Source organism: Litchfieldella anticariensis FP35 = DSM 16096 (genome assembly GCF_000409775.1).
Taxonomy (GTDB): domain Bacteria; phylum Pseudomonadota; class Gammaproteobacteria; order Pseudomonadales; family Halomonadaceae; genus Litchfieldella; species Litchfieldella anticariensis.
On sequence record NZ_KE332377.1, the window covers coordinates 715,808 to 738,422 of the forward strand.

General features: G+C 56.8%; 20 protein-coding genes. 11 read left to right on the forward strand and 9 right to left on the reverse strand.

From position 1 onward, the window contains the following. Positions 1-5 precede the first annotated feature (5 nt). The gene (msrA, locus tag L861_RS03280) at positions 6-641 is read left to right on the forward strand and encodes a peptide-methionine (S)-S-oxide reductase MsrA (protein WP_016415133.1); all 636 of its coding nucleotides are present in this window, start codon (positions 6-8) and stop codon (positions 639-641) included. On the opposite strand, the gene L861_RS03285 is transcribed toward msrA, so the two are convergent. The 9 genes from L861_RS03285 to can form a co-directional block, all read right to left on the reverse strand. After that, the gene (locus L861_RS03285) at positions 622-1,665 is read right to left on the reverse strand and encodes a hydrolase (RefSeq protein WP_016415134.1); all 1,044 of its coding nucleotides are present in this window, start codon (positions 1,663-1,665) and stop codon (positions 622-624) included. The genes msrA and L861_RS03285 overlap by 20 nt on opposite strands. Before the next feature lie 73 nt (positions 1,666-1,738). Continuing rightward, positions 1,739-3,046 carry a Xaa-Pro dipeptidase gene (gene pepQ, locus L861_RS03290; protein ID WP_016415135.1) on the reverse strand — a complete coding sequence of 436 codons (1,308 nt, stop codon included), beginning with the start codon at positions 3,044-3,046 and terminating at the stop codon, positions 1,739-1,741. After that, positions 3,043-3,993, reverse strand: coding sequence for a LysR family transcriptional regulator (locus L861_RS03295; protein WP_016415136.1), 951 nt, complete (start codon positions 3,991-3,993; stop codon positions 3,043-3,045). The genes pepQ and L861_RS03295 overlap by 4 nt, the downstream gene beginning before the upstream one ends. 12 nt (positions 3,994-4,005) lie before the next feature. Further along, on the reverse strand, positions 4,006-5,082 hold the full coding sequence (locus L861_RS03300) for an ABC transporter ATP-binding protein (RefSeq protein WP_016415137.1): 1,077 nt from the start codon (positions 5,080-5,082) through the stop codon (positions 4,006-4,008). Beyond that, positions 5,079-6,101 carry an ABC transporter ATP-binding protein gene (locus tag L861_RS03305; protein WP_016415138.1) on the reverse strand — a complete coding sequence of 341 codons (1,023 nt, stop codon included), beginning with the start codon at positions 6,099-6,101 and terminating at the stop codon, positions 5,079-5,081. Before L861_RS03305 ends, L861_RS03300 begins: the two co-directional genes overlap by 4 nt. Positions 6,102-6,111: 10 nt before the next feature. After that, positions 6,112-7,050, reverse strand: coding sequence for an ABC transporter permease (locus L861_RS03310; RefSeq protein ID WP_016415139.1), 939 nt, complete (start codon positions 7,048-7,050; stop codon positions 6,112-6,114). Continuing rightward, the gene (locus tag L861_RS03315; RefSeq protein ID WP_016415140.1) at positions 7,047-8,096 is read right to left on the reverse strand and encodes an ABC transporter permease; all 1,050 of its coding nucleotides are present in this window, start codon (positions 8,094-8,096) and stop codon (positions 7,047-7,049) included. The genes L861_RS03310 and L861_RS03315 overlap by 4 nt, the downstream gene beginning before the upstream one ends. Positions 8,097-8,189: 93 nt before the next feature. Further along, entirely contained in the window at positions 8,190-9,767 is a 1,578-nt protein-coding gene (locus tag L861_RS03320; protein WP_016415141.1) for an ABC transporter substrate-binding protein, read from the reverse strand. A 155-nt stretch (positions 9,768-9,922) separates the two neighbouring features. Next, positions 9,923-10,582 (reverse strand): carbonate dehydratase, encoded by a 660-nt coding sequence (gene can, locus L861_RS03325; RefSeq protein WP_016415142.1) that lies wholly within the window; start codon positions 10,580-10,582, stop codon positions 9,923-9,925. A gap of 174 nt (positions 10,583-10,756) precedes the next feature. Here can and gorA point away from each other — a divergent pair, with 174 nt between their 5' ends. From gorA to L861_RS03375, 10 genes are all read left to right on the forward strand, one after another. Further along, positions 10,757-12,121: a glutathione-disulfide reductase gene (gene gorA, locus L861_RS03330; RefSeq protein WP_016415143.1), complete on the forward strand. Its 1,365-nt coding sequence runs from the start codon at positions 10,757-10,759 to the stop codon at positions 12,119-12,121. A 255-nt stretch (positions 12,122-12,376) separates the two neighbouring features. After that, positions 12,377-12,955 (forward strand): diaminobutyrate acetyltransferase, encoded by a 579-nt coding sequence (ectA, locus tag L861_RS03335; RefSeq protein WP_016415144.1) that lies wholly within the window; start codon positions 12,377-12,379, stop codon positions 12,953-12,955. An 86-nt stretch (positions 12,956-13,041) separates the two neighbouring features. Beyond that, complete coding sequence (gene ectB, locus L861_RS03340; RefSeq protein WP_016415145.1) at positions 13,042-14,307, forward strand: diaminobutyrate--2-oxoglutarate transaminase; 1,266 nt, start codon at positions 13,042-13,044, stop codon at positions 14,305-14,307. A 136-nt stretch (positions 14,308-14,443) separates the two neighbouring features. Next, positions 14,444-14,860 (forward strand): ectoine synthase, encoded by a 417-nt coding sequence (locus L861_RS03345; protein WP_016415146.1) that lies wholly within the window; start codon positions 14,444-14,446, stop codon positions 14,858-14,860. A 312-nt stretch (positions 14,861-15,172) separates the two neighbouring features. Beyond that, positions 15,173-16,261 carry a pyruvate dehydrogenase (acetyl-transferring) E1 component subunit alpha gene (gene pdhA, locus L861_RS03350; protein ID WP_016415147.1) on the forward strand — a complete coding sequence of 363 codons (1,089 nt, stop codon included), beginning with the start codon at positions 15,173-15,175 and terminating at the stop codon, positions 16,259-16,261. Positions 16,262-16,265: 4 nt separating this feature from the next. After that, positions 16,266-17,246: an alpha-ketoacid dehydrogenase subunit beta gene (locus tag L861_RS03355; protein ID WP_027947465.1), complete on the forward strand. Its 981-nt coding sequence runs from the start codon at positions 16,266-16,268 to the stop codon at positions 17,244-17,246. A gap of 14 nt (positions 17,247-17,260) precedes the next feature. Next, the gene (locus L861_RS03360; RefSeq protein ID WP_016415149.1) at positions 17,261-18,604 is read left to right on the forward strand and encodes a dihydrolipoamide acetyltransferase family protein; all 1,344 of its coding nucleotides are present in this window, start codon (positions 17,261-17,263) and stop codon (positions 18,602-18,604) included. A 16-nt stretch (positions 18,605-18,620) separates the two neighbouring features. After that, positions 18,621-20,045, forward strand: a complete 1,425-nt coding sequence (gene lpdA, locus L861_RS03365) for a dihydrolipoyl dehydrogenase (RefSeq protein WP_016415150.1) — start codon at positions 18,621-18,623, stop codon at positions 20,043-20,045. A 199-nt stretch (positions 20,046-20,244) separates the two neighbouring features. Then, on the forward strand, positions 20,245-21,096 hold the full coding sequence (locus L861_RS03370; RefSeq protein WP_016415151.1) for an ATP-dependent zinc protease family protein: 852 nt from the start codon (positions 20,245-20,247) through the stop codon (positions 21,094-21,096). A gap of 9 nt (positions 21,097-21,105) precedes the next feature. Next, on the forward strand, positions 21,106-22,614 hold the full coding sequence (locus L861_RS03375; RefSeq protein WP_016415152.1) for a UUP1 family membrane protein: 1,509 nt from the start codon (positions 21,106-21,108) through the stop codon (positions 22,612-22,614). Position 22,615 lies beyond the last annotated feature (1 nt).

The following is a 22,615-nucleotide window of genomic DNA, read 5'->3' on the forward strand; positions in this document are numbered from 1 at the left end:
AGATCATGTGGACAGCCAGCAAGCAGCATCTGGTCACTGCCGACCAGGCACTACCCGGGCGAGACACGCCACTTACGGTCAGTGGCGTGCACCATGTGACCGGACGTTCGATGCTGCCCCCATTTCCCGAGGGGCATGAGGTAGTGGTCGTGGGCCTGGGTTGTTTCTGGGGCGCTGAGCGTCTGTTCTGGGAACTGCCTGGGGTCTACGTGACCGCAGTGGGTTATGCGGGGGGCTTCACCCCAAATCCCACCTATGAGGAAACCTGTACGGGTTTGACCGGCCACACCGAAGTCGTGCGCGTGGTCTTCGATCCCCATGTGATCGGTTTGCCGGAATTGTTGCGGGTATTCTGGGAAGCTCACGATCCTACACAGGGGATGCGTCAAGGCAATGACATCGGTAGCCAGTACCGTTCAGCGATCTATACCACGAGCGAAGATCAGCGGGCTTTGGCTGAACACAGTCGCGATCAATTTCAGCAAGCCCTGAATGGATCAGGGAAGGGGAAGATCACGACGGAAATCGCACCGCTTAACAAATTCTACGTGGCTGAGGAATATCACCAGCAGTACCTGGCCAAAAACCCAGGAGGATATTGTGGGTTGAAGGGCACTGGTGTCAGTTGTCCGATCGGCTGATCGGAACGGCGCGCAGCCATTCGCTGGTGGCAGGCAAGAGGGTTGCCCAATCGTCGAGCTGACGTGCGACTCGTTGGACCAGCCATGACCGCAAACGGCCACGTCGAAAAGCGATGAAGCCGACATGGCCACCCTGGCGTGCGATCTCAACCCGCACGGCATCGGAAGGTGTTGGTAGCCGGTCGAACAGGTCTCCGGGCATAAAGGGATCGTCGGCAGCATGCAGGATCAGAGTCGGCAGTTCGATGTCGCCGATCAAACGTCCCGCAGAGGCTCGTTGATAGTAATCGCTTGCCGAGCTGAAACCGTGTAAGGGGGCAGTTACCTCATTGTCGTAGGCCCAGAAGCTGTCGAGTTCCTTCAACTGATGAGGTGATAGCGAAATCGGCAGGGGGCCTTGGACCATCTTGGCCGACACCTTGCGTTTCAGTGACTCGAGTAGACGACGCTGATAAAAGCGAGAAAAGCCGCTGTTAAGTGCATCGGCACTGGCAGCGAGATCGAGTGGTGCACTGATGGCAATGGCACCCGCCAGGTCGAGACCATCGCCACCCTGTTCCGCCACTAGTTTGACCAGCATGTTGGCCCCCAACGAAACACCTGCCGCGACCTTGATGGCATGCGGATAACGCTGCGCCAGTTGTCCGATCAGCCAATAAGCATCGGCCGTATCACCACTGTGATAAGCGCGAGGTAGCCGGTTGGGGGCTTGTCCGCAACCACGGAAGTGCATCATCACCGCACGCCAGCCCCGCCTGGAGGCCATGCCCAGAAGCGCTCTGGCGTAAGGAGAGTCGAACGATCCTTCCAGACCATGAAAGAGCAGGAACAGTGGCGCATCGTCACGTAGCGGTGCCGGGCGCACCCAAGCCAATTCGACGAAGTCGCCGTCGGGCAAATTGAGGATTTCAGTCTCGCGCGCCAGTCGCGGCTTGGGCAGCAACCGCGGCAACAAGGTCTGAACATGGCGGTTGCTGAGCCCACGTGGAGCGCGGAAATCGGCGGGAACGATGGTGCGTGACATGCCGGCCTCGCTGGAACCTTACCCTCTTAAGCTTATCGTGCCTGACCGGCCAAGCAAACGGCTGATGCCTCGTTCAATCTCCTGGCGTCAGGTTGTCGTGGCCGTCCGGCGTGATCGCCACATTATCCTCGATTCGAATGCCTCCATGAGGAGCCAATTCCTCGACCAATGCCCAATTGATGTCGCGGCCAGTCGCGTTGTCATGCAAGGGAGCCAGTAGCATGGGTATCACGTAGAAACCAGGTTCCACAGTAAGCACCATGCCGGCTTCCAACTCCCGGGTCAGGCGCAATGCAGGGTGATTGGCCGGTGCCGGCAGGGGAGTTCCATCAGCTCGACGGCGCCCTGCCACATCGTGGACCTGCAGCCCCAGTAGATGGCCCAAACCATGCGGGCAGAAGGCACGGGTGATGCCTTGTGCAACAGCCGCGTCGGCACTGCAATATACTATTTCATGACCGGCCAATAGCTCTCCCAGTTCCCGGTGCATTCTTTCATGCATGGTCAGATAGGAGTGGCCAGGAGCGAGCGACTCGATCAGACGCCGCTGCAAGCTGCTGACACCTTCGATCAGGGCGGAAAAGTGCTCGCTTGATTCACGGCCAGGCCACGTGCGTGTGATATCCGCGCAATAACCACGATAGCGATGGCCAGCATCAACTAATAGGCTGCACTGATTCTGAGGTGGTTGTATGTCGTAATGCTGATAGTGCAGTACGCCAGCATGGCGATTGATGCCAACGATGTTCTGATAGGGAACGGCGGATTCGCGTTGGCGACTTGCCGCCAGGTAAGCGAGTTGGATGTCGAGTTCGGCTTCCCCGGCATCGAATGCTTCGCGAGCTGCCAAGTGTCCCGCGAAAGCGCAGGTATTGGCTTCGCGTAAACAGGCCACTTCATAAGGGGTCTTGCGGACACGTAGTTCATCCAGGGCAACGGTCAATGCTTCAGGATTGAGCTCGGCTCCCAGCTTGGCGGCGGTTTCGCTGTCCACATCGCCTAGCACGGCGAAACGTCCTTTCGGTAGAGACGGGGACCCGGGCTCGGTGGTCAGTTCGACAGTGAAGTGTTTCACCCATGGCTCGTCGGGCAACTCGGGCGGTAGATGCCAGAAGTCCTGAGGGGCATGCCAGTAGAGTAGAGGGCGCTGACCGGGACGGATCAACAGCCAAGAGTGCTCAATGACCGCTAGTGGCACCCAATGCATGAAATGCCCGTAACCGGTGAAGCTGGCAGTCTGGTCGTCACCGAAATGTTCGTGAGCATGGCCACTATACAGCAGTACTCCCGTATAACCATGTTCATTGAGGACCCGTTCATAGGCGTGATCCAAGGCAGCCAGATGCTCCCGATGGAGGGAGGCGAGTGCAGCGGTTTTCATGAGGAGGCTCCAGGCAAAGAAGATAAGGAGGACAGCGGCATTTCCATGTGATCGAGCCGGTCCCATAATGCTTCCAGACCACTATGCTGGCGGTTGCGGTGGCGATACAGCCGGATCTCCAGCGGTACGTCCCAACGTGCTTCTCCGGCACGAACCAGATGGCCATCATCCAAGGCCTTCTGGGCAACGCGTTGCGGTAACCAGCCAACCCCATATCCCAACCCTACTAGTTCCTTCACGTTGGTGGTCTGAATGCTCTCGTTGACGATATTGAAGTGACTAGCCTCTGGTTGTCTGGCCAAGTGCGCAGCGATCGCTGAGCTCAGTAGGCCACGTGGATGATAGGCCATCAATGGCAAGGGCGAGCGACGGCTGCCTGGCAGCAAGAAACGTGGCCGACCGACATCATCTGCCACCGAAAGAGGCACCAGTCGTTCTTCGCCGATAATGCGATAATGGAAAGCACTGGTATCGAGGTCCAATTCGCATCGCTCCACTGGCCAATAGCAGAGAGCCAAGTCACATTCGTTGCGCTCCAAGGCCTGAAAATAATCAGCCAATAGCCAACTCGTCGCCCGTAAGTAGGGGACGACAAGCTCTTCCAGACCAAGAGTCCTCAGCCAGTCCGGCAACAAATGCGACAACAGGCTTTGCGGCGCGGCAATCAGTACCCGGCGTGCCTGCTCTTCGGTCAACCTTTGGATGCGCTCGCGCGTCAGTCGCACACGGTCGGTGACCTGTTCGCACAGTTGCAGAAATTCCTCGCCTGCGGGAGTCAGAGACAACGGCAAGGTCTGCCGGTTGACCAGCGTCGCTCCCATTTCCTCTTCCAGCAGCTTGATGCGGCGCGAAAAAGTCGGCTGGGTGACGTTCTGTTCGTCGGCCGCCCGCGAGAAGTGCCGGGTCCTGGCCAGGGCGATGAAGTCTTCCAGCCAGCGGATTTCCATTAGCTTGGCTCCCTATAGACGTCCTTCCTCGACGCCATGGCATGCCACTCGAGTTCCGTCTCCCTGGGCGATCAATGCCGGCACTTCCCTTCGACAGCGTTCATTGGCGTAGGGGCAACGCGCATGGAAGACGCAGCCTGAGGGAAGATTGACCGGGGTGGGCACCTCGCCGCTGAGGCGAATATGCTGAGGGCGATCGTCTTCCAGACGTGGAATCGCCGACATCAAGGCCTGGGTATAAGGGTGCCGGGGGCTGGCAAACAAAGTCGCCGTCGGCGCCACTTCACATACTGTCCCCAGGTACATGACCGCGACGCGGGTACCAAAGTGTTCGACCACTGCCAAGTCATGGGTGATGAACAGGTAGGTCAGATGGTGCTGCTGCTGGGCATCCATCAATAAGTTGAGTACCTGCGCCTGGATCGAGACATCGAGAGCCGAAATCGGTTCGTCAGCGACGATAAACTCTGGATCGACCGCCAAGGCCCGGGCGATGGCGATGCGCTGACGCTGTCCACCAGAGAACTCGTGACCGAAACGCTTGCCCCAGTCCGGATCGATCCCGACCGAGGTCATGACCTCGGTGACCTTGTCACGTACCTGCTCGCGCTCCCAGTTGGGATGATGCAGGCGCAACGGCTCTTCCAACGTCTGCTGAATCGTCATGCGCGGATTCAGCGATGCATAAGGATTCTGGAAGATCATCTGCATGCGCTTGCGGTAGGGCAGTAGCTGACGGGGGGTGAGATGATCGATTCGCTTGCCGTCGTAGCGGATCTCACCGCTGCTTGGTGTCAGCAGCCCCATGACGATGCGCGCTACGGTGGACTTGCCACAACCGGATTCTCCCACCACGCATAGCGCCTCGCCACGCTGGATGTCCAAACTCACTCCATTGATGGCATGCACATGTTCCTGATGGCGAACGAGACGGCCGCCCTTGAAGCGTAATTGCTCGAGAAAATCCCCCGACAACGAGAAGCGTTTGGTCAATTCGCGGATTTCCAATAGCGCTTGAGTCGATGCCTCCTTCCCGAAGGATGCCGTTTCGGTAGCAGCAACAGCGGGGGCATTGGCAACGTGCGTCATGACGTTTCCTCCTTGGCGAGGCGTTGTTCTTCCTCGAGCATTTCGGCCACCATATGGCAGGCAACGCGGCAGTTGCCGGAATCAACGAAATCCGGCACTTGTTCCAGGCAGGCACGGCGCGGCTGGCCGTTGGCGTCATTGACGAAACCGCAGCGCGGGTGGAAGGCGCAACCGCTGGGCAGGTTCGATAGCGATGGCATGCTACCGGGGATCTGATTGAGGCGTTCTCCCGGCGTCGCCATCTGTGGCAAGGCATTCATCAGACCTTGGGTGTAGGGATGTTGTGGATCGTTGATGATCTCTCGTGTCGGGCCCTGCTCGATCACCCGTCCGGCATACATCACCAACATGCGTTGGGTAACCTGGCTAACCACCCCCAAGTCGTGGGTGATCAGGATCAAACCGACATTGTGCTTCTCACATAACTCCAGCAGCAGCGCCATGATTTCGGCTTGGATGGTGACATCCAATGCCGTGGTCGGCTCGTCGGCAATGATGATGTCCGGATCGAGCAGCAGGGCAATGGCGATGATGATACGTTGACGCATCCCTCCGGACAGTTCATGGGGATACTGATCCAGACGCGTCTCGGGCGAGGGGATCTGTACTTGTTGCAGCTTGTGCAACGCGATCGCCCGAGCCTCTCGATGCGAGATGCGCCGATGCGCCTTGAGACATTCGATCATCTGCTCACCGATCGAAAGCACCGGGTTGAGCGTCATCATCGGGTCCTGGAAGATCATCGAAATGCGATTACCACGCACCTTGCGTAGCGCACGGTCAGACAGGCCGGTCAGTTCCTGGCCGTCGAAGCGGATGCTACCGCCGGCGATGAACCCTGGACTGGCGATCAAATTGAGCAGGCTGAAAGCCGCTACCGATTTTCCGGCACCGGACTCACCGACGATCCCCAAGCGCTCGCCACGGTCAAGGGAAAAACTGACATTGCGCAGGGCGCGCACTTCGCCTTGTCGCAGGGCAAAGCGCACGTCCAGGTCGGAAACTTCAAGCAGGGACATGGTGCACTCCTTACCCCTTGTACAAACGCGGGTTCATGACATCTCGTAGCCAGTCGCCCAGCAGGTTGATGACGAGTACCAGCACCACCAGCACGGCACCGGGAATCAACGTGATCCACCACGAACCAGACTGGATATAGTCGAAGCCGGACTTGATCAACGACCCCAAAGAGGGGTGGGTTTCCGGCATGCCCAGCCCCAGGAACGACAGTGCGGCCTCGGAAATGATGGCGTTGGCGATCTGTACGGTCGAAATCACGAATACCGGTGATAGAGTGTTAGGCAATACATGACGAAACATGATCCGCCTGCTGCCAAGCCCCATCACTCGTGCTGCATCGACGTACTCCTTGCTTTTTTCCGCTAGTACCGAAGCGCGCACGGTACGCGCATACTGCGGCCATTCCGCCAGGCCGATGATCAGGATCAACATCAGCACCGCATATTGACTGTAGAAGCTACTACCCAGTGTCGCCTTGACCACGGCACCGACCACAATGGCTACCATCAACGTCGAGAACGATAACTGGATATCGGCCAGGCGCATCAGGATGGCATCCACGCGCCCGCCCAGATAACCGGCCAGCAGGCCAAAGGTAACGCCCAGAATGGCTTGCAGGATCACCGCGCCGAAACCGATTACCAGCGAGACGCGGGTCCCGTAGAGAATGATCGACAGCAGGTCGCGGCCTTGGGCGTCAGTCCCCAAGGTATAGTGCTCAACGGCCCCTTCGATCCAGAAGGGCGGCAATTCGGAATCAAGAATGTCGATCTGGCGCAGGTCGTAAGGATTCGTCGGTGCCAGCCAGGGAGCCATGAAGGCCGCCAGCACCAAGCAGAGAAAGATCGCCAGGCATAACTGCGCGCTCCAGGTCCGCTTGAAACTGTACAGCAGATAGGAATCGCGGAACCTGGCCCAGCGTGTTGTCGTGGAAACTTGAGTCGTCATGCGGGCTTACCGGTCAGTTTGACGGTGGGATTCACCAGGCCATAGATCAGGTCGACGATGGTGTTGGTGACCACGAAGATCACGCCCACGATCATCAGATAGGCCACGATCAGCGGAATGTCGGCACGATTGATGGCATCGAGGAACATCAAGCCCATCCCCGGCCACTGGAAAACGGTCTCGGTCAGGATGGTATAGGCCACCATGGTGCCGATCTGAACCCCTCCCACGGTGATGACCGGCAGCATGGTGTTCTTCAGGGCATGCACAAAATAGATTCGCCACGAGGAAATCCCTTTGGCACGAGCGAATTTCACATACTCCGATTGCAGTACTTCCAGCATTTCGGCACGAATCAGGCGGATGAACAGCGGCAGCATGATCGATGCCAGAGCGATGGAAGGCAGTACCAGGTGCTGCAAGCCCCCGGCACTGAACAGATTCGAATCCCAGTAACCGACCACGTGCACCAAATCCTGGCCACGGCCGAATGATGGCATGCCCCCCTCGGTTGATAGGGTGGCATTAAGCCAGCTTCCCCACGCGGTACTCTCCGGGAAGAGCGTGACCTTCATGCCGATGGCGAAGATCTGGATCAGCACAATGGCAGTCAGGAATACCGGCACCGATATACCGACGATAGAAGCACCCATGAAGAAACGCGAAAGAGGCGAACGAGGCTTGATAGCGCTATAGACACCGATCGGTACTGACAGCAGTACGATGATCAGTGTCGCACCGAAGACCAGCTCCAGGGTGGCGGGGAGGTGGCGGGCAATGACATCCAGCGCCGGTTCGCGATAGAAATAGGAATACCCGAAGTCTCCCTGTATGGCGTTGCCAGCGAAGCGTAGATATTGCACATGGAATGGATCATTCAACCCCAGTCGTTCGCGCAGGGCCTCGCGCTCGCTCTCGGGGACCGACTGGCCCACCATCTGCTGAATGGGGTCACCCAAATTATCCTGGATAGCGAAGGCGATCACGCTGATGACCAACATCACCAGTATTGCGTGCATCAGCCTTTTGGTCAGAAAAGCAATCATGGCTTGCGCCACCTTTCAGGAGAGTCGTGACAATGCTTCGCCGTCCCCCGGTGGCTACCGGAGGACAGGCGATATGCTTGAAGAATAGGTCGATCAGTTGGCGTCTTCGATAACCAGATCGCCTAAGTAAGGGAAGTCGAGGGCATTGAGTATCGGTTCAGCATCAACACCATCGCGTGCCGCATAGGCCAGGTTCTGCCAGTGCAGCGGAATGTAGCCGGCGTCTTCATACAGCATCCGCTCGGCTTCGCGCAGCATTTCCTGACGTTTCTCGGGATCCGTCTCGGTGTCTGCCGTCGCTACCAGCGCATCCAGTTCCTCGTTGCAGTAGCTACCGTAGTTGTACTGTCCTGCACCGGTTTCCTCATTGATGCAGGCACTCAGGTACTGGAAGAAGTTGGCACTGTCTTCGGTATCCGCGTGCCAGCCGATCATCGCGATATCCGACTGGCGGGTATCGTACTCCGGCCAGTATTGGGCAAGCGGCATGGTACGCAGATTCACGTCGATGTTAATGCGCGCCAGCATGTTGGCCACCGCTTGCGCAATCTGGGCGTCGTTCACGTAACGGTTGTTAGGTGCGATCATGTTGACTTCGAAGCCATCCTCATAACCGGCTTCCGCCATCAGTTCCAAAGCGCGGTCGACGTCGTAACGAGGCGTGAGCTCCGGGTTGTGGCCAGAGTAGCCTTTTGGCGAGAACTGGGCTGCGGGCGTGGCGAAACCACGCATCAGGCGTTGAGCGATGCCTTCCTGGTTGATGGCATAGGCCACTGCGAGACGCACACGGGGATCCTGGAAAGCCTCGATTCGCTCCTCGTTCAGCTGAAAGCCGATGATGCGGGTACCGGGGATCTCGACCAGGTTGACACCGTCAGCCTCACGTACGCGCTCCAGGTCGTTGGGTGGCACGTGGTCGATGAAATCCACACCACCGGAAAGCAAGGCAGCTACACGCGAGGCATTCTCACTGATGGGGGTAAGCACGATATTGTCGACGTTGCCAGGTGATTCGGTATCCCAGTAGTCGTCGAAGCGCTCGAAGTCGACCCGAACCCCTTGGCGACGCTCGGTAACGATGAAGGGGCCGGTACCAGAAACATTACGTGAGGCAAATGAGTTGCCGCTCTTGACGATCTCGGCCTTGTCGTCGCCATCAGCGGTAGTGCCGCTGTAGAACTCGCTGTCCATGGGGAAGATATAGGTCGCCAAATTCAGCAATATCGGATATGGCTCGTGAGTAGTGATCTCCACGGTGGTATCGTCGATGGCTTCAGCACTGGCGATAGGTTCGAAGATGGCCTTGTAGTCAGGGCTTTCTTTCAAACGCTCGATAGTCCAGACCACGTCCTCGGCAGTGAATGTGTTGCCGGAGTGGAAGGTGACATCGTCACGCAAGGTCATGCGCAGGGTAGTATCGTCGACCTGCTCCCATGACGTGGCCAGACGTGGTTCGAACTGGAAATCCTTGGTCCAGCGTACCAACGGATCGAAGGAAAGGTGCGAGAAGCGCAGCATCCCTCCGGATAGCTGCTCATGAATGTCGAGCGTTTCCGGGTCGGCGCTATATCCGATGCGCAGGGTTTCGGCGTTGGCCGTCATGGGCAGCAACGCGGCGCCGGTCATGGTGGCGCCCACTAGGGAGGCCAGTAGGGTCTTGTTGAAGGTCATGATGATCCCCATTTGTCGATTGTTATGGCTGCCCATAAAAACCGGCAGCTAGAAACGCACATTAGTCAGTTGACCATCCGGGCGACAATCGAAATATTGACTGGCGTCATTCAGAGAGCGAATGACGCCAGTCCGGGACCATTGACCAGATGGAATCAGTCGACTCCATCTCCTGCAGGGACAAGCCGGTCGACACGGTAGAGTTGCGGTACCTGGTCGAGGCCTTCGACGGTACATTCGAGATCGGTGACTCGACCGTCGCCCAAGCCATAGACCCAGCCATGTACCGCCAATGTCTGGCCACGTTGCCAAGCGCGCTGAATGATCTTGGTACGACACAGGTTGTCTACCTGGGATTTGACATTCAGCTCGCACATTCGGTCGACTTGCTCGTCGAGACTGAGCTCTTTCAAGGATTGACGATGTCGGCTGTAGAGTTCGCGCACCGAATGCAGCCAGAAGTCGACGATACCGAACTCTCCTCCGGTTACCGCCGCACGCACACCACCGCAACCGTAGTGGCCCACGATCATGATGTGTTTGACCTTGAGAACGTCGACGGCGTACTGCACCACGGACAGGGCATTCATGTCATTGTGATGCAGCAGATTGGCCACGTTCCGATGCACGAAGACTTCGCCGGGGGGCAGATCGATGATCTGGTTGGCCGGTACCCGGCTATCCGAGCAACCAATCCACAGGTAATCGGGATTCTGTTGTTGCGAGAGTCGTGTGAAGAAGTCCGGGTCATCACGGCATACACTATCAGCCCACTGACGGTTGCGTTCGAGCAGTTCCTGCATCTCTTGTTTCATGTACAAGGCCTCCATGAATGAAGTGGCTGAGCTGGTGGGAGAATAGCCGCTAAATCGCTAAGTGGCGCTTTTTTACCTTTATGGCATGTGAGGGTCAACGGCCGCCACTCCCGACTGTCGTCGATGACTGGTATCATTTGGACATTCAGTCAGTGTCATGTCCAGGAGGACAGTGTGTCCGAATTCAACTACGATCTTTTCGTCATTGGTGCTGGATCCGGTGGTGTTCGTGCCGCTCGTACCGCCGCAAGCACCGGTGCGCGCGTCGCTATTGCTGAAGATCGCTATCTCGGCGGTACCTGCGTCAATGTCGGTTGTGTGCCCAAGAAGCTCTATTCCTACGCCGCCCATTTCCATGATGCCTTCGAGGATAGTGCCGGATTCGGCTGGGTCTTGTCTGAGGCACCGCGTTTCGATTGGGCGACGCTACGCGACAACAAGATCGAGGAGATCAAGCGTCTGAACGGCATCTATAGCCGTCTGTTGGAGGGCGCGGGAGTACGCTTGATAAACGGTCGCGCCAAGGTCCTCGACGCTCACCGAGTCGAAGTCGCCGGTGAAACCATCAGTGCCGAGAAGATTGTGGTTGCTACTGGTGGTTGGCCATGGGTACCGGAGTTCCCAGGTAATGAGCATGTCCTGAACTCCAATCAGATCTTCGACCTGCAGCACTTCCCGAAGCGTTTTCTGGTTCTGGGCGGCGGGTATATCGCGGTAGAGTTTGCCAGTATTTTCAATGGATTGGGAAGCGACACCCATCTGGTCTATCGCGGTGAGCTCTTTCTGCGTGGTTTCGACCGCGAAGTGCGTGAATTCACCCGCGACGAAATGGGCAAAAAGGGGGTTCAACTGCATTTCGAAACCAACGTCGAGTGTATCGACAAGGTTGAGGGCGGTCTGCGAGTCACCCTAACCAATGGTGAGAGTCTAGAGGTGGATGTCGTGTTGGCCGCCACCGGGCGTAAGCCGCACCTCACTGGGCTTGGGCTCGATCAATTGGATATCGAACTGAAAGGCGATGGTACGTTAAAGGTCAATGAGCGTTTTGAGACGTCCGTACCTTCGATCCTGGCATTGGGCGATGTCACCGGAGGCCCCGAACTAACCCCGGTGGCTCTGGCCGAGGCCATGCACATGGTTCAGCATCATTTCGGCAATAATCCGCCGTCGAAACCACTGGACTACCAGAACATCGCTACTGCCGTCTTCTGTCATCCGAATATCGGCACTGTGGGGCTCTCCGAAGAGGCCGCGCGCGAACAGTGTGGCAAGATTCGCGTCTATCGTACCGATTTCCGCCCCATGAAACACACATTGTCGGGCAGCGACGAGCGCTGCTTGATGAAACTGATTGTCGATGATGCCAGCGATCGCGTAGTGGGAGCGCACATGGTCGGAGAGGAGGCCGGTGAGGTGATTCAAGGGATTGCCATCGCTGTGCGAGCCGGCCTGACCAAAGCAGACTTCGATGCCACTGTGGGCATTCACCCGACGGGGGCTGAAGAGTTCGTCACCTTGCGCAGCGTGACACGCTGCTAATAAGGCGTACGGCATTTGTCATTTGCCGGTCATCATGACCTGCCACGCTCAAGGCCACCATGACGGTGGCCTTTTTCATGCTGCCTGCTATCGTGCTGAGAACGTCCCGTATGTCTTTCAATCACCTGAAGTCAGGCATTGCATGTACTATAATTTTAGTTTATGGATTGTGCGCTCAATGATAAACGACTCTTTGAATTGCGCATAAGCGCTTGTTATACTAATGCGCAAATTCGCCAACAGCGAAGCATAAACATGAACCTATCAACACAGCCCTTCACTCCTTCCGCCGACCTGGCACGCCCAAGTGTGGCCGATGCAGTGGTCGGCAGCGCCAAGACCCCATTGTTCATCCGCAAACCAAATCCGGATGACGGTTGGGGCATCTACGAACTGGTCAAGGCTTGCCCGCCACTGGATGTGAATTCGGCTTACGCCTACCTGTTGCTGGCCACACAATTTCGTGACAGCTGTGCTGTGGCAACCAACGAGGAAGGCGATATCGTCGGCTTCGTTTCCGGTTACGTGAAAAACAATGCGCCCGATACCTATTTTCTGTGGCAGGTGGCAGTGGGTGAAAAGGCACGTGGCACCGGATTGGCCCGGCGTCTGGTGGAGGCGGTCATGAGCCGACCGGAATTGGCGGAAGTACGTCATCTGGAAACCACCATCACGCCCGACAACGAGGCTTCGTGGGGGCTTTTCACCCGCTTGGCCGATCGCTGGCAGGCCCCCCTGAACAGTCGTGAATATTTCTCTACCGATCAGCTCGGTGGTGAGCATGATCCGGAAAACCTGGTGCGAATCGGTCCCTTCAAGCCCGAGCATATCTGAGCACCCACCCAATCTCTCTCTAGCGATGGCCGGCCTCGCATGCGGCGGCCTGTCGCCTCGTTTTGTCCATCGACCAGGAGGTCATGATGCAGACCCAGACTCTCGAACGCATGGAATCGGAAGTACGTACCTACTCGCGTTCGTTTCCGGTCGTCTTCACCGAAGCCAAGGGCGCGCGCCTGACGTCGGAGGACGGCAAGCAATACATCGATTTTCTTGCCGGTGCCGGTACCCTGAACTATGGCCATAACCATCCAAAACTCAAGCAAGCATTGGTCGATTACCTGGCTAGCGATGGCATCGTGCATGGCCTGGACATGTGGACCAAGGCCAAGCGTGACTACTTGGAGACGCTGGAAGAGGTGATCCTCAAGCCACGTGGTCTGGAATACAAGGTGCACCTGCCGGGTCCAACCGGTACCAATGCTGTGGAAGCCGCTATTCGCCTGGCACGGGTGGCTACCGGTCGGCACAACATCGTTTCTTTCACTAATGGCTTCCATGGCGTGACCATGGGGGCATTGGCAGCCACCGGCAATCGCAAGTTCCGTGAAGCCACCGGGGGCATCCCCACCCAGGGCAGCGCCTTCATGCCTTTCGATGGCTACCTGGGAGAAGGGATCGACACCCTTGATTATTTCGAGAAGCTGCTGGGAGACAACTCCAGCGGTCTCGATCGTCCCGCCGCGGTGATCATCGAGACAGTGCAGGGCGAGGGCGGTATCAATCCTGCCAGTGACGAATGGCTACAGCGTCTGGAGAAGATCTGTCGCGCGAATGGCATCCTGTTGATCATCGACGACATCCAGGCCGGCTGTGGCCGCACAGGGAAGTTCTTCAGCTTCGAGCATGCCGGTATCACCCCGGATATCGTGACCAACTCCAAATCGCTGTCTGGCTTTGGTCTACCGTTCGCGCATGTGTTGATGCGTCCTGAGCTCGACAAGTGGAAACCGGGTCAGTACAACGGCACTTTCCGGGGCTTTGGCTTGGCTATGGTCACCGGTGCCGCCGCGCTGCGCCATTTCTGGAGCGACGACACCCTGGAGCGTGACGTGCAACGCAAAGCGCGCGTGGTCGAAGATCGCTTTCAGAAATTGGCCACTTGGCTGACCGAGAAAGGAGTCCCTGCTTCAGAGCGCGGACGTGGCCTGATGCGTGCATTGGATGTCGGTACCGGTGACAACGCCGACAAGATCACTGCCGAGGCCTTCAAGCGCGGCCTGGTGATCGAGACCAGTGGGCACGAAGGGCAAGCCGTCAAGTGCCTGTGCCCTCTGACCATTAGCGATGAAGATTTGATCGAAGGACTGGATATTCTGGAAGCCAGTATCAAGCATGTCTTCGGTTGACTATTCTCGATAGAGCCTGTTGACGATGACAGCGGGCCTATCGACAGCCGTTCGGCCTGAGAGACCGTCGGGCCGTTTTCTGTTTGAATCGCAAGGACCATACCCTAACGGCCCTGCGAGAAGAGGAGCTTTCACGATGATCGTGCGCAACCTAGAAGAAGCCCGTCAGACCGAGCGTCTGGTAACCGCCGAAACCGGTACCTGGGATAGCACGCGCTTAGTGCTAGCCGGGGATGGTGGTGGTTTTTCCTTCCATATCACCCGTATCTTCGAAGGTACCGAAACGCATATCCACTACAAGCACCATTACGAGTCGGTGTATTGCATAGAAGGGGAAGGGGAAGTCGAGACCTTGGCCGATGGCAAGATCTGGCCAATCAAACCCGGTGATATCTACATTCTCGATCAGCATGATGAACACCTGCTGCGTGCCCACAAGACCATGCATTTGGCCTGTGTGTTCACACCGGCGATCACCGGCAATGAAGTGCACCGTGAAGATGGCTCCTACGCACCGGCCGATGATGAAGCGGACGATGCAAAACCCCTCTAACGTTTGAGCGTCTTTCGTTTCTAAGCCCAGCAATTACATCTTGCTGGGCTTTTTCGTGCTTGACCCTCCACAAAGCGGGAGAGGAGCTAACAAAAAATGACGTTTCTTTTCATGTCACGTGGTAGCGGTGCTGTGTCGGCTCTTGGGAGCGGCCGGAAGCACCAGTACGAGTATCGATGCCTTTCATGTACGCCGTACGAGAATTGGTATTCTCACGGCAGAGCTTCTACAGTCACTAGCTGCTACCTGACTTAACCCTCTGTTTTTCAGTAAGCCAGGTAAGCGTCCAAATGTTTCCTCGGAGGATGGCTCATGCCGAGAAAACAGGTTCGGCTCGAACACTCCGTCGAATACCTTTCAGTCATGGACAAGCGGGGCCGGGTGGATGAGAAGTTAGCCCCCAAGATCGATAACGAGCGCCTGCTGGAAATGCATCGAACGATGCTGCTGAGTCGACGTCTAGACGAACAGATGCTGATTCTGCAACGGCAAGGACGTATCGGTACCTTTGCTCCCGCCATTGGGCAGGAGGGTTGCCAGGTGGGCGCCATGGCGGCACTTTCTAGACGTGATTGGTTTGTCCCCGCGTTTCGCGAAACATCTGCCATGCTGTGGCGGGGATTCGAACCTACCAATCTGCTGTTATATAACGCCGGCTATAACGAGGGAGGAGCCATTCCCGAGGATAGCCACGACCTGCCAATTGCCATTCCCGTGGCATCGCAGCTTCCTTATGCCGTAGGCCTAGCGTATGGCACCGATTATCGCGATACCGATGAAATCGTCATCACCTTCTTCGGTGACGGGGCGACGTCAGAAGGCGATTTTCATGAAGCGATGAATTTCGCTAGCGTGTTCAAGACACCGATAGTCTTCCTGTGCCAGAACAACCATTGGGCCATCTCAATGCCACGTCGTCGCCAAAGCGAGTCCAAGACATTGGCGCAAAAGGCTTTGGCGTACGGTATGCCGGCACTCCAGATCGATGGCAATGACGTCTTCGCCGTCTATGCGGCTGTAGAGGAGGCGGCTGAGCGTGCTCGTGCCGGGAAAGGGCCGATGATGATCGAGGCCATCACCTATCGTATGTCGGTACACACTACCGCCGACGACCCCGGTAAATATCGAGATGAAGAGGAAGTGGAAAAGTGGCAGGAGTGGGATCCGATCCTGCGCCTGCAGAAATATCTCAAAGCCAAGAAGCATCTGACTGACCAGCAGATAGACGAACTGGAAGAGGAAATTGCGAAGCAGGTCAATGAGGCGTGGGAGAAAGCAGACAAGCAGATGCAGGAACTCGACGATCCATCAGTCATCTTCGATCACCTTTATGAACAATTACCGGAGTATCTGAAGGCGCAGCGGCAGGCGTTCGAGCAACGACTCAAGCATGGGGGTTGATTCAATGGCCAACCTGAACATGGCGGATGCATTGAATCTGGCGCTGATGCAGGAAATGGAAAAGGACGGCGATGTGATCGTCTTCGGTGAGGATGTCGGTGTCGATGGCGGCGTGTTCCGGATCACCGATGGCCTGCTCGATCGTTTCGGTGAGCGTCGAGTCATCGATACTCCCGTCGCGGAAACGGCGATTGCCGGATTCGCCATTGGCATGGCTGCCTATGGCCTCAAGCCGGTTGGAGAAATGCAATTCACCGGTTTCAGCTACCAAGGTTTTCATCAAATGGAATCGCATGCTGCGCGATTGCGTTGGCGCAGCCGCGGTCGCTATCCGATTTCCATGGTACTGAGAATGCCGTATGGAGCAGGGGTGCATGCCCTTGAGCACCATTCGGAAAGCCGTGAGGTCTACTATGCCCATACGCCAGGCCTCAAAATGGTAATTCCTTCCACTCCTCGCAATGCACGCGCGTTGCTGGTCAGTGCCATCCGCGACCCTGATCCAGTGATCTTTTTCGAACCCAAGGCCATTTATCGCGCGTTTCGTGAGGAAGTGCCCGAGGAGGAGGAAACACTGCCGATCGGGCAGTCACGAACCGCCCGCCAGGGAAGCGACCTGACCATGATTTCCTATGGTGCCATGCTGCACCGTACCCTCGAGGCAGCCGAGCGTCTCGCCGACGAAGACGGTGCCGAGGCCGAGGTCATCGACTTGTTGAGTCTGTCGCCGCTGGATCATGAACGTTTCACCCAGTCGGCGCGCAATACGGGACGCGTTGTGATCGTCCATGAGGCCCATCGTAGTTATGGGCCCGCGGGGGAAATAATGGCCCGGCTGATTGAGGAATCCTTCTACTATCTCGAGGCACCGATCCGCCGGGTAACCGGTTTCGATACCATCGTGCCGATGTTTGCCCGCGAGCAGGATTATTTGCCTGACGTCGAACGCATTCTGGAAGCCACACGTGCTGCCATGAATGACTGAAGCGGTAACGGACTATGAGCCAGGAATTCAAGTTTTCCGATCCCGGGGAAGGGCTGCAGGAGGCCGAAGTACTCGAAATCCACGTAGAGGAGGGCACTTATGTCAATGATGGCGATATAGTGTTCACCGTGGAGACCGACAAGGCCGCCACGGACATTCCTGCACCATTCACGGGGAGGGTGGAAAAGATTCACCTCAAAACCGGGGACACTGTCCGGGTCGATGACGTTTTGCTCACTTACCAACCCGCTGACGAAGGTGATGAGGAGCAGCAACAATCCGATTCGGAGCAGGAGCAGGAACAGAAGCAACAAGCCAAAACCGAGAAAGAGGAGAAGGAAGAGCAAGAGAAGAGAGACGCTGATACGGGAAAGCAAAAGGAGAGGGAAGCCACCAAGCGCAAACAGGAAGACAAAGCCGAGCCGAAGGCGAAAGAGCGCGAACACCAAGCGCCGGTCCCCGCCTCGCCGAGCACACGGCGCATCGCTCGAGAACGTGGAATCGATTTACGTGATGTCGAGCCAAGTGGACCGCAAGGCCGAGTTACGACCGAGGATGTCGAGGCTTTCGGCGGCGAAAGCAAGGAAAAAGCGTCAGGGGAGGCCTCATCCAAGTCCACCACGCTGCCTGATTTCACTCGCTGGGGAGAAGTCGAGCGCCAGCCGATGCGCTCCATCCGTCGAGTCACCGCCGAGCGAATGTCGCAGGCTTGGCGGGAAATACCACACGTCTTTCATCAGGACATAGCCGATGTCACGGAACTGGAGCGCTTCCGCCATCAGTATGAAGACAGTGCCCAGGCCAAAGGTGGCAAGTTCACGCTGACCATTCTGGTGATGAAAGCGCTGGTCTTTGCTATGAAGCAATTCCCTCGTTTCAATGCCAGTTTGGATACCGAGAATCAAGAAATCATTCTCAAGCACTACTACAACATCGGCATGGCAGTTGCCACCGATCGTGGACTGTTGGTCCCCGTCATCCGTGATGTCGATCGCAAGAACCTCATTGAACTCACCGAGGCCGTCAGTACCACGGTGGAAAAGGCACGCAACGGTGAACTACGCCGCGAGGACATGGAAGGCGCTAGTATGACGCTGACCAATCCTGGACCTTTGGGTGGCACCTCGCTGTCGCCATTGATCAACCCGCCCGAAGTGGCGATTCTGGGGCTTGGGCAAGCTCGATTGGAGCCTGTGGTTCACGGTGATCTCGACAACTATGAAGTCAAGCCGAGACGGCGCCTGCCGCTGTCGCTCGGTTTCGACCATCGCGTCAATGACGGGGCCGATGCGGCAAATTTCGTCACGACTTTGATTGGTGCGCTGGAGGATCCACGATCGCTGCTTCTCAAGATCTGACGGAGAAAAGACGACGATGGCACGCAAGGAGCAAGACGCAACGATACCCGAACGTACCGATGTTGCTGTCATCGGCGGTGGTCCTGGAGGTTACGCCGCCGCATTCGAAGCGGCTGCGCACGGACTCGACGTCACCCTGATCAGCGACGAAGAACGCATCGGCGGGGTCTGTCTGTTGCGTGGTTGCATTCCTTCCAAGACGCTATTGCATGTCACCGAACTGCTGCATGCGACGCAGCATGCCGACAGCATGGGGATCGCTTTCGAGCCACCCAGGATCGATCCGGAAGCGTTGCGAAAGTGGAAAGATGAAGTGATCGTCAAGTTGACCGATGGGCTCGCGGCGCTATGCCAACAGCGCGGTGTCCGCCTGGTCCAGGCACGAGCCAGGTTTGCAGGCAATCATCAACTGCGCCTCGAGGGAGCTGAACGCGACACACTGGGCTATGGCCATGCCATCATCGCGACTGGATCTCGACCCACGGCTTTACCGGACGTCGACTTTGCGGCCAGTGATCGGATCATGGATTCGACCGATGCGCTGGCCTTGAAAGAGATTCCCAAGTCGTTGCTGGTTGTCGGAGGCGGCTATATCGGGCTTGAGATGGGCATGGTCTACCAAGCGCTGGGTAGCCGGGTGACACTGGTCGAAATGGCCGATCGCCTGATGGCAAATGCCGATCCCGATCTGGTCGAGCCGTTGGCCACCAAATGCGACAAGTTGTTCGAGAGCGTCCAACTGAATACCAAGGTGGCTGGACTCAAGGAGACACGACGGCAGGTCAAGGCCACATTGGAAAGTGACGATAGCAGTCAAGACCGCCATTTTGAGCGGGTATTGGTTGCCGTGGGTCGCCAACCCAATACCGACGAATTGGGGCTCGACCAGACAGATGTCGAGTACGATGATGAGGGATTCATTCAAGTCGATGCGCAACGGCAGACTCGTGACGACAAGATCTATGCCATCGGTGATGTGACTGGCGGTATGTTGTTGGCCCATGAAGCCATGCACGAAGGCAAGGTCGCTGCCAAGGCCATTGCAGGGAAATCAGCAGCATTCGATGTGCGTGCAGTACCGGCGGTGGTATTCACCGCACCTCAGTTAGCCTGGTGCGGACTTACTGAGCAGCAAGCGAAACAAGATGACATCGAGATCAAGACGCTGCGTTTTCCTTGGCAAGCCTCGGGACGCGCACTGTCGATGGGTGCTGAGGACGGCATGACCAAATGGATCGTCGAACCTGAAAGCGGCCGTATCCTGGGTATGGGGATCGTCGGTCCGCAGGCGGAATCGCTGATCGCCGAAGGCGTACTGGCCGTCGAAATGGGGGCAGTCGCCGAGGATCTCGCGCTGACAGTGCATCCACATCCAACGCTGAGCGAGACCATTGGCGAGTGCGCCGAGCTATTTCTTGGCCAAGCGACGCATTATGGCTGATGGCCAGCGGGCACATGAATATATATAGACTTCGCATAATATATATTATGTTAAATCAGAGATACGCATCTTTCTTCAAAACTACCCAGTTAATTAGCGCTCACGGAATTGGACAGCACCTCAACCGCACCGTAACATTCGCCAACGGCAACGCCTGTACGGGCTTTTATCAGGAATCCTCCAAGGAATATCCTTTGTCATGCGAATTCGGTGTCTTCTGTCTTCTACCACTCTATTGACCACCAGCTTGGTGGCCGGCTGCGCCTTCAATCAACCTGCTGCCGAGCCCACGCCCACTCTGGATCCCCAGGTTTTTGAGCAGCGTATCGATCAGCTCGAGCAACATTTGGCTGGTCGCTGCGATCTCCAGAATGTGGCGCTCCAGGGCCAGGACAACCAGATCCGCGCCCTACGCAGCGAAGTACAGGCAGTCGGTAGCCTAACCCGTAATTTGCGTGCTGATGTCGAACGAATCGCCGGCGAACCGACAGTCGTTACCACCCAGTGCGAGAACGATGAGAAAGGTTTGCTGTACGACAAGGAAGTGCTGGGGCGCAGCGAATGGATTGGCCTGCCAGGCATCGGTACTTACCTGAAAGCACGTATCGACACCGGTGCCAATACGTCATCGCTATCGGCAAAGGAAATTACTCGCTTCGAGCGTGATGGCGAGAATTGGGTGCGTTTCAAGCTTGCTTTGAATGAGGATGACGTAGCTGTCGACCAGGTTCGCGATGAATGGATCGAAGCTCCCATTGTGCGCCGCGTACGCATTACACAAGCGGCTGGCAATGATTCACGTCCGGTCGTCAGCTTGCCGATGACCCTGGGCTCAATCAACGAACAAGTGGAATTCACTCTCAACGACCGCACACACCTCAACTACCCCGTTTTATTGGGCCGCCGGTTCATGATGGATATCGCTGTTATCGATGTCGCCCAAACCTATATCCACCCTCGCCCGGAATTCCCCGGTGGCGCTCCTTCCGAGCAAGCCGGCAAAGACGAAGCCGGTGACGACGAAGAAGATTCGGCCGAAACCAGCGAATAAGGACGCCACATGTCACGCCTGCCTTTCTATCTCTTGACCGGCATCCTTCTGGTTGCAGGTATCGCACTCAGTATCCATCGTCATATTCAATTCGAGGTGCCGTGGACGCCGGGTGAGCAACGTCAGGTCTGGGAAATTGAAGCCCAGGTCAATTTCAGCGCCCAGGGGGATCCGGTTCTCGTCGACATGGCGCTTCCGTCCCACCAGCAGGGTTACCGTATCCTGACCGAAAATACGGCCTCTTCCGGGTACGGCCTGTCCTTTCTCGAAGATCAGCGTGGTCGGCGGGCGCAGTGGTCGACTCGCGAAGCGGCTGGTGCACAGCAGCTCTATTACTCTGCTCAATTGTTGGTCGTTCCGGACGGTCGGCCGCGAGAGATCCAGCCTCCCCCCCTGCCCGACAATATTCATTGGGAGAGCCCTTTCGCTAGCGCCGCCAACCAGGTCATCGAACACGCTCACCAGCGTAGCGCCGATCCTTTCACCTTTACGCGCGAGCTGGTACGCGACTTTACGGGGGATCGTCAGGGTGAAAACGCCCGGCTTTTGTTGACCCAATTCGACCGCACACCGTTGCTGGTGCGCCTACTCAATGAGGCTGGTGTGCATGCACGCGAGGTCAGCGGATTGCTGCTGGAAGATGGACGCAGACGCCAAAACCTGACGTCGTGGCTTCAGGTCTTCGGTGAGGATGGGAAATGGGTGTTGTTCAATCCCAGGACAGGAGAACAGGGACGCCCTGACAATTTGCTGTTATGGGAGGATCGCGGGCAAGCGGTGCTAGAAGTCCAAGGTGGAATCAATTCAAACATCAGTTTCTCGATGATCCAACACAACCAGCCAGCTGCAGCGGCGGTGCGCAATCAGTTGGCCGATAATACCTTGTTGAATTTTTCGATCCATAGCCTGCCGCTCGAAGAACAGGCGTTGTTTCAGACCATTCTGCTGATCCCCATAGGGGCACTGGTCGTAGTCTTCTTGCGCGTATTGGTAGGAATCAAGACTTCCGGAACCTTCATGCCGGTGCTGATTGCTCTGGCATTCATCCAAACCACTCTGCTCACTGGATTGGTCGGCTTTCTCTTGGTCGTGGCAGTAGGGCTAGTGATCCGAAGTTATCTCTCACATCTCAATTTGTTATTGGTGGCAAGGGTATCGGCGGTAATCATCACTGTCATCGGTATCATTTCGGTTTTCTCCGTCCTGTCCTATCGCTTTGGCCTCAATGCGGGACTGACCATCACCTTCTTCCCTATGATCATCCTCTCCTGGACCATCGAACGGATGTCGATCCTATGGGAAGAGGAAGGCCCCAAGGAGGTGTTGATCCAAGGGGGCGGAAGCCTATTGACCGCGGTGCTGGCGTATTTGGCCATGAACAACCCCTGGGTGAGGCACATTACCTTCAACTTCCTGGGCGTGCAGATGATTCTGATGTCCTTGATTCTGTTGCTGGGTAACTATACCGGTTACCGGCTGCTGGAGTTGCGCCGTTTCAAACCAGTGACGGAGGACTGAC

Excerpts from the sequence above, each read along its gene's own strand:
- L861_RS03300 (WP_016415137.1), bottom strand. The coding sequence starts at position 5,082 with ATGACGCACGTTGCCAATGCCCCCGCTGTTGCTGCTACCGAAACGGCA.
- pdhA (WP_016415147.1), top strand. The coding sequence starts at position 15,173 with ATGCCGAGAAAACAGGTTCGGCTCGAACACTCCGTCGAATACCTTTCA.
- lpdA (WP_016415150.1), top strand. The coding sequence starts at position 18,621 with ATGGCACGCAAGGAGCAAGACGCAACGATACCCGAACGTACCGATGTT.
- L861_RS03370 (WP_016415151.1), top strand. The coding sequence starts at position 20,245 with ATGCGAATTCGGTGTCTTCTGTCTTCTACCACTCTATTGACCACCAGC.
- ectA (WP_016415144.1), top strand. The coding sequence starts at position 12,377 with ATGAACCTATCAACACAGCCCTTCACTCCTTCCGCCGACCTGGCACGC.
- L861_RS03375 (WP_016415152.1), top strand. The coding sequence starts at position 21,106 with ATGTCACGCCTGCCTTTCTATCTCTTGACCGGCATCCTTCTGGTTGCA.
- L861_RS03360 (WP_016415149.1), top strand. The coding sequence starts at position 17,261 with ATGAGCCAGGAATTCAAGTTTTCCGATCCCGGGGAAGGGCTGCAGGAG.
- L861_RS03295 (WP_016415136.1), bottom strand. The coding sequence starts at position 3,993 with ATGGAAATCCGCTGGCTGGAAGACTTCATCGCCCTGGCCAGGACCCGG.
- L861_RS03315 (WP_016415140.1), bottom strand. The coding sequence starts at position 8,096 with ATGATTGCTTTTCTGACCAAAAGGCTGATGCACGCAATACTGGTGATG.
- L861_RS03305 (WP_016415138.1), bottom strand. The coding sequence starts at position 6,101 with ATGTCCCTGCTTGAAGTTTCCGACCTGGACGTGCGCTTTGCCCTGCGA.
- L861_RS03285 (WP_016415134.1), bottom strand. The coding sequence starts at position 1,665 with ATGTCACGCACCATCGTTCCCGCCGATTTCCGCGCTCCACGTGGGCTC.
- L861_RS03310 (WP_016415139.1), bottom strand. The coding sequence starts at position 7,050 with ATGACGACTCAAGTTTCCACGACAACACGCTGGGCCAGGTTCCGCGAT.
- pepQ (WP_016415135.1), bottom strand. The coding sequence starts at position 3,046 with ATGAAAACCGCTGCACTCGCCTCCCTCCATCGGGAGCATCTGGCTGCC.
- msrA (WP_016415133.1), top strand. The coding sequence starts at position 6 with ATGTGGACAGCCAGCAAGCAGCATCTGGTCACTGCCGACCAGGCACTA.
- can (WP_016415142.1), bottom strand. The coding sequence starts at position 10,582 with ATGAAACAAGAGATGCAGGAACTGCTCGAACGCAACCGTCAGTGGGCT.
- L861_RS03320 (WP_016415141.1), bottom strand. The coding sequence starts at position 9,767 with ATGACCTTCAACAAGACCCTACTGGCCTCCCTAGTGGGCGCCACCATG.
- L861_RS03345 (WP_016415146.1), top strand. The coding sequence starts at position 14,444 with ATGATCGTGCGCAACCTAGAAGAAGCCCGTCAGACCGAGCGTCTGGTA.
- L861_RS03355 (WP_027947465.1), top strand. The coding sequence starts at position 16,266 with ATGGCCAACCTGAACATGGCGGATGCATTGAATCTGGCGCTGATGCAG.
- ectB (WP_016415145.1), top strand. The coding sequence starts at position 13,042 with ATGCAGACCCAGACTCTCGAACGCATGGAATCGGAAGTACGTACCTAC.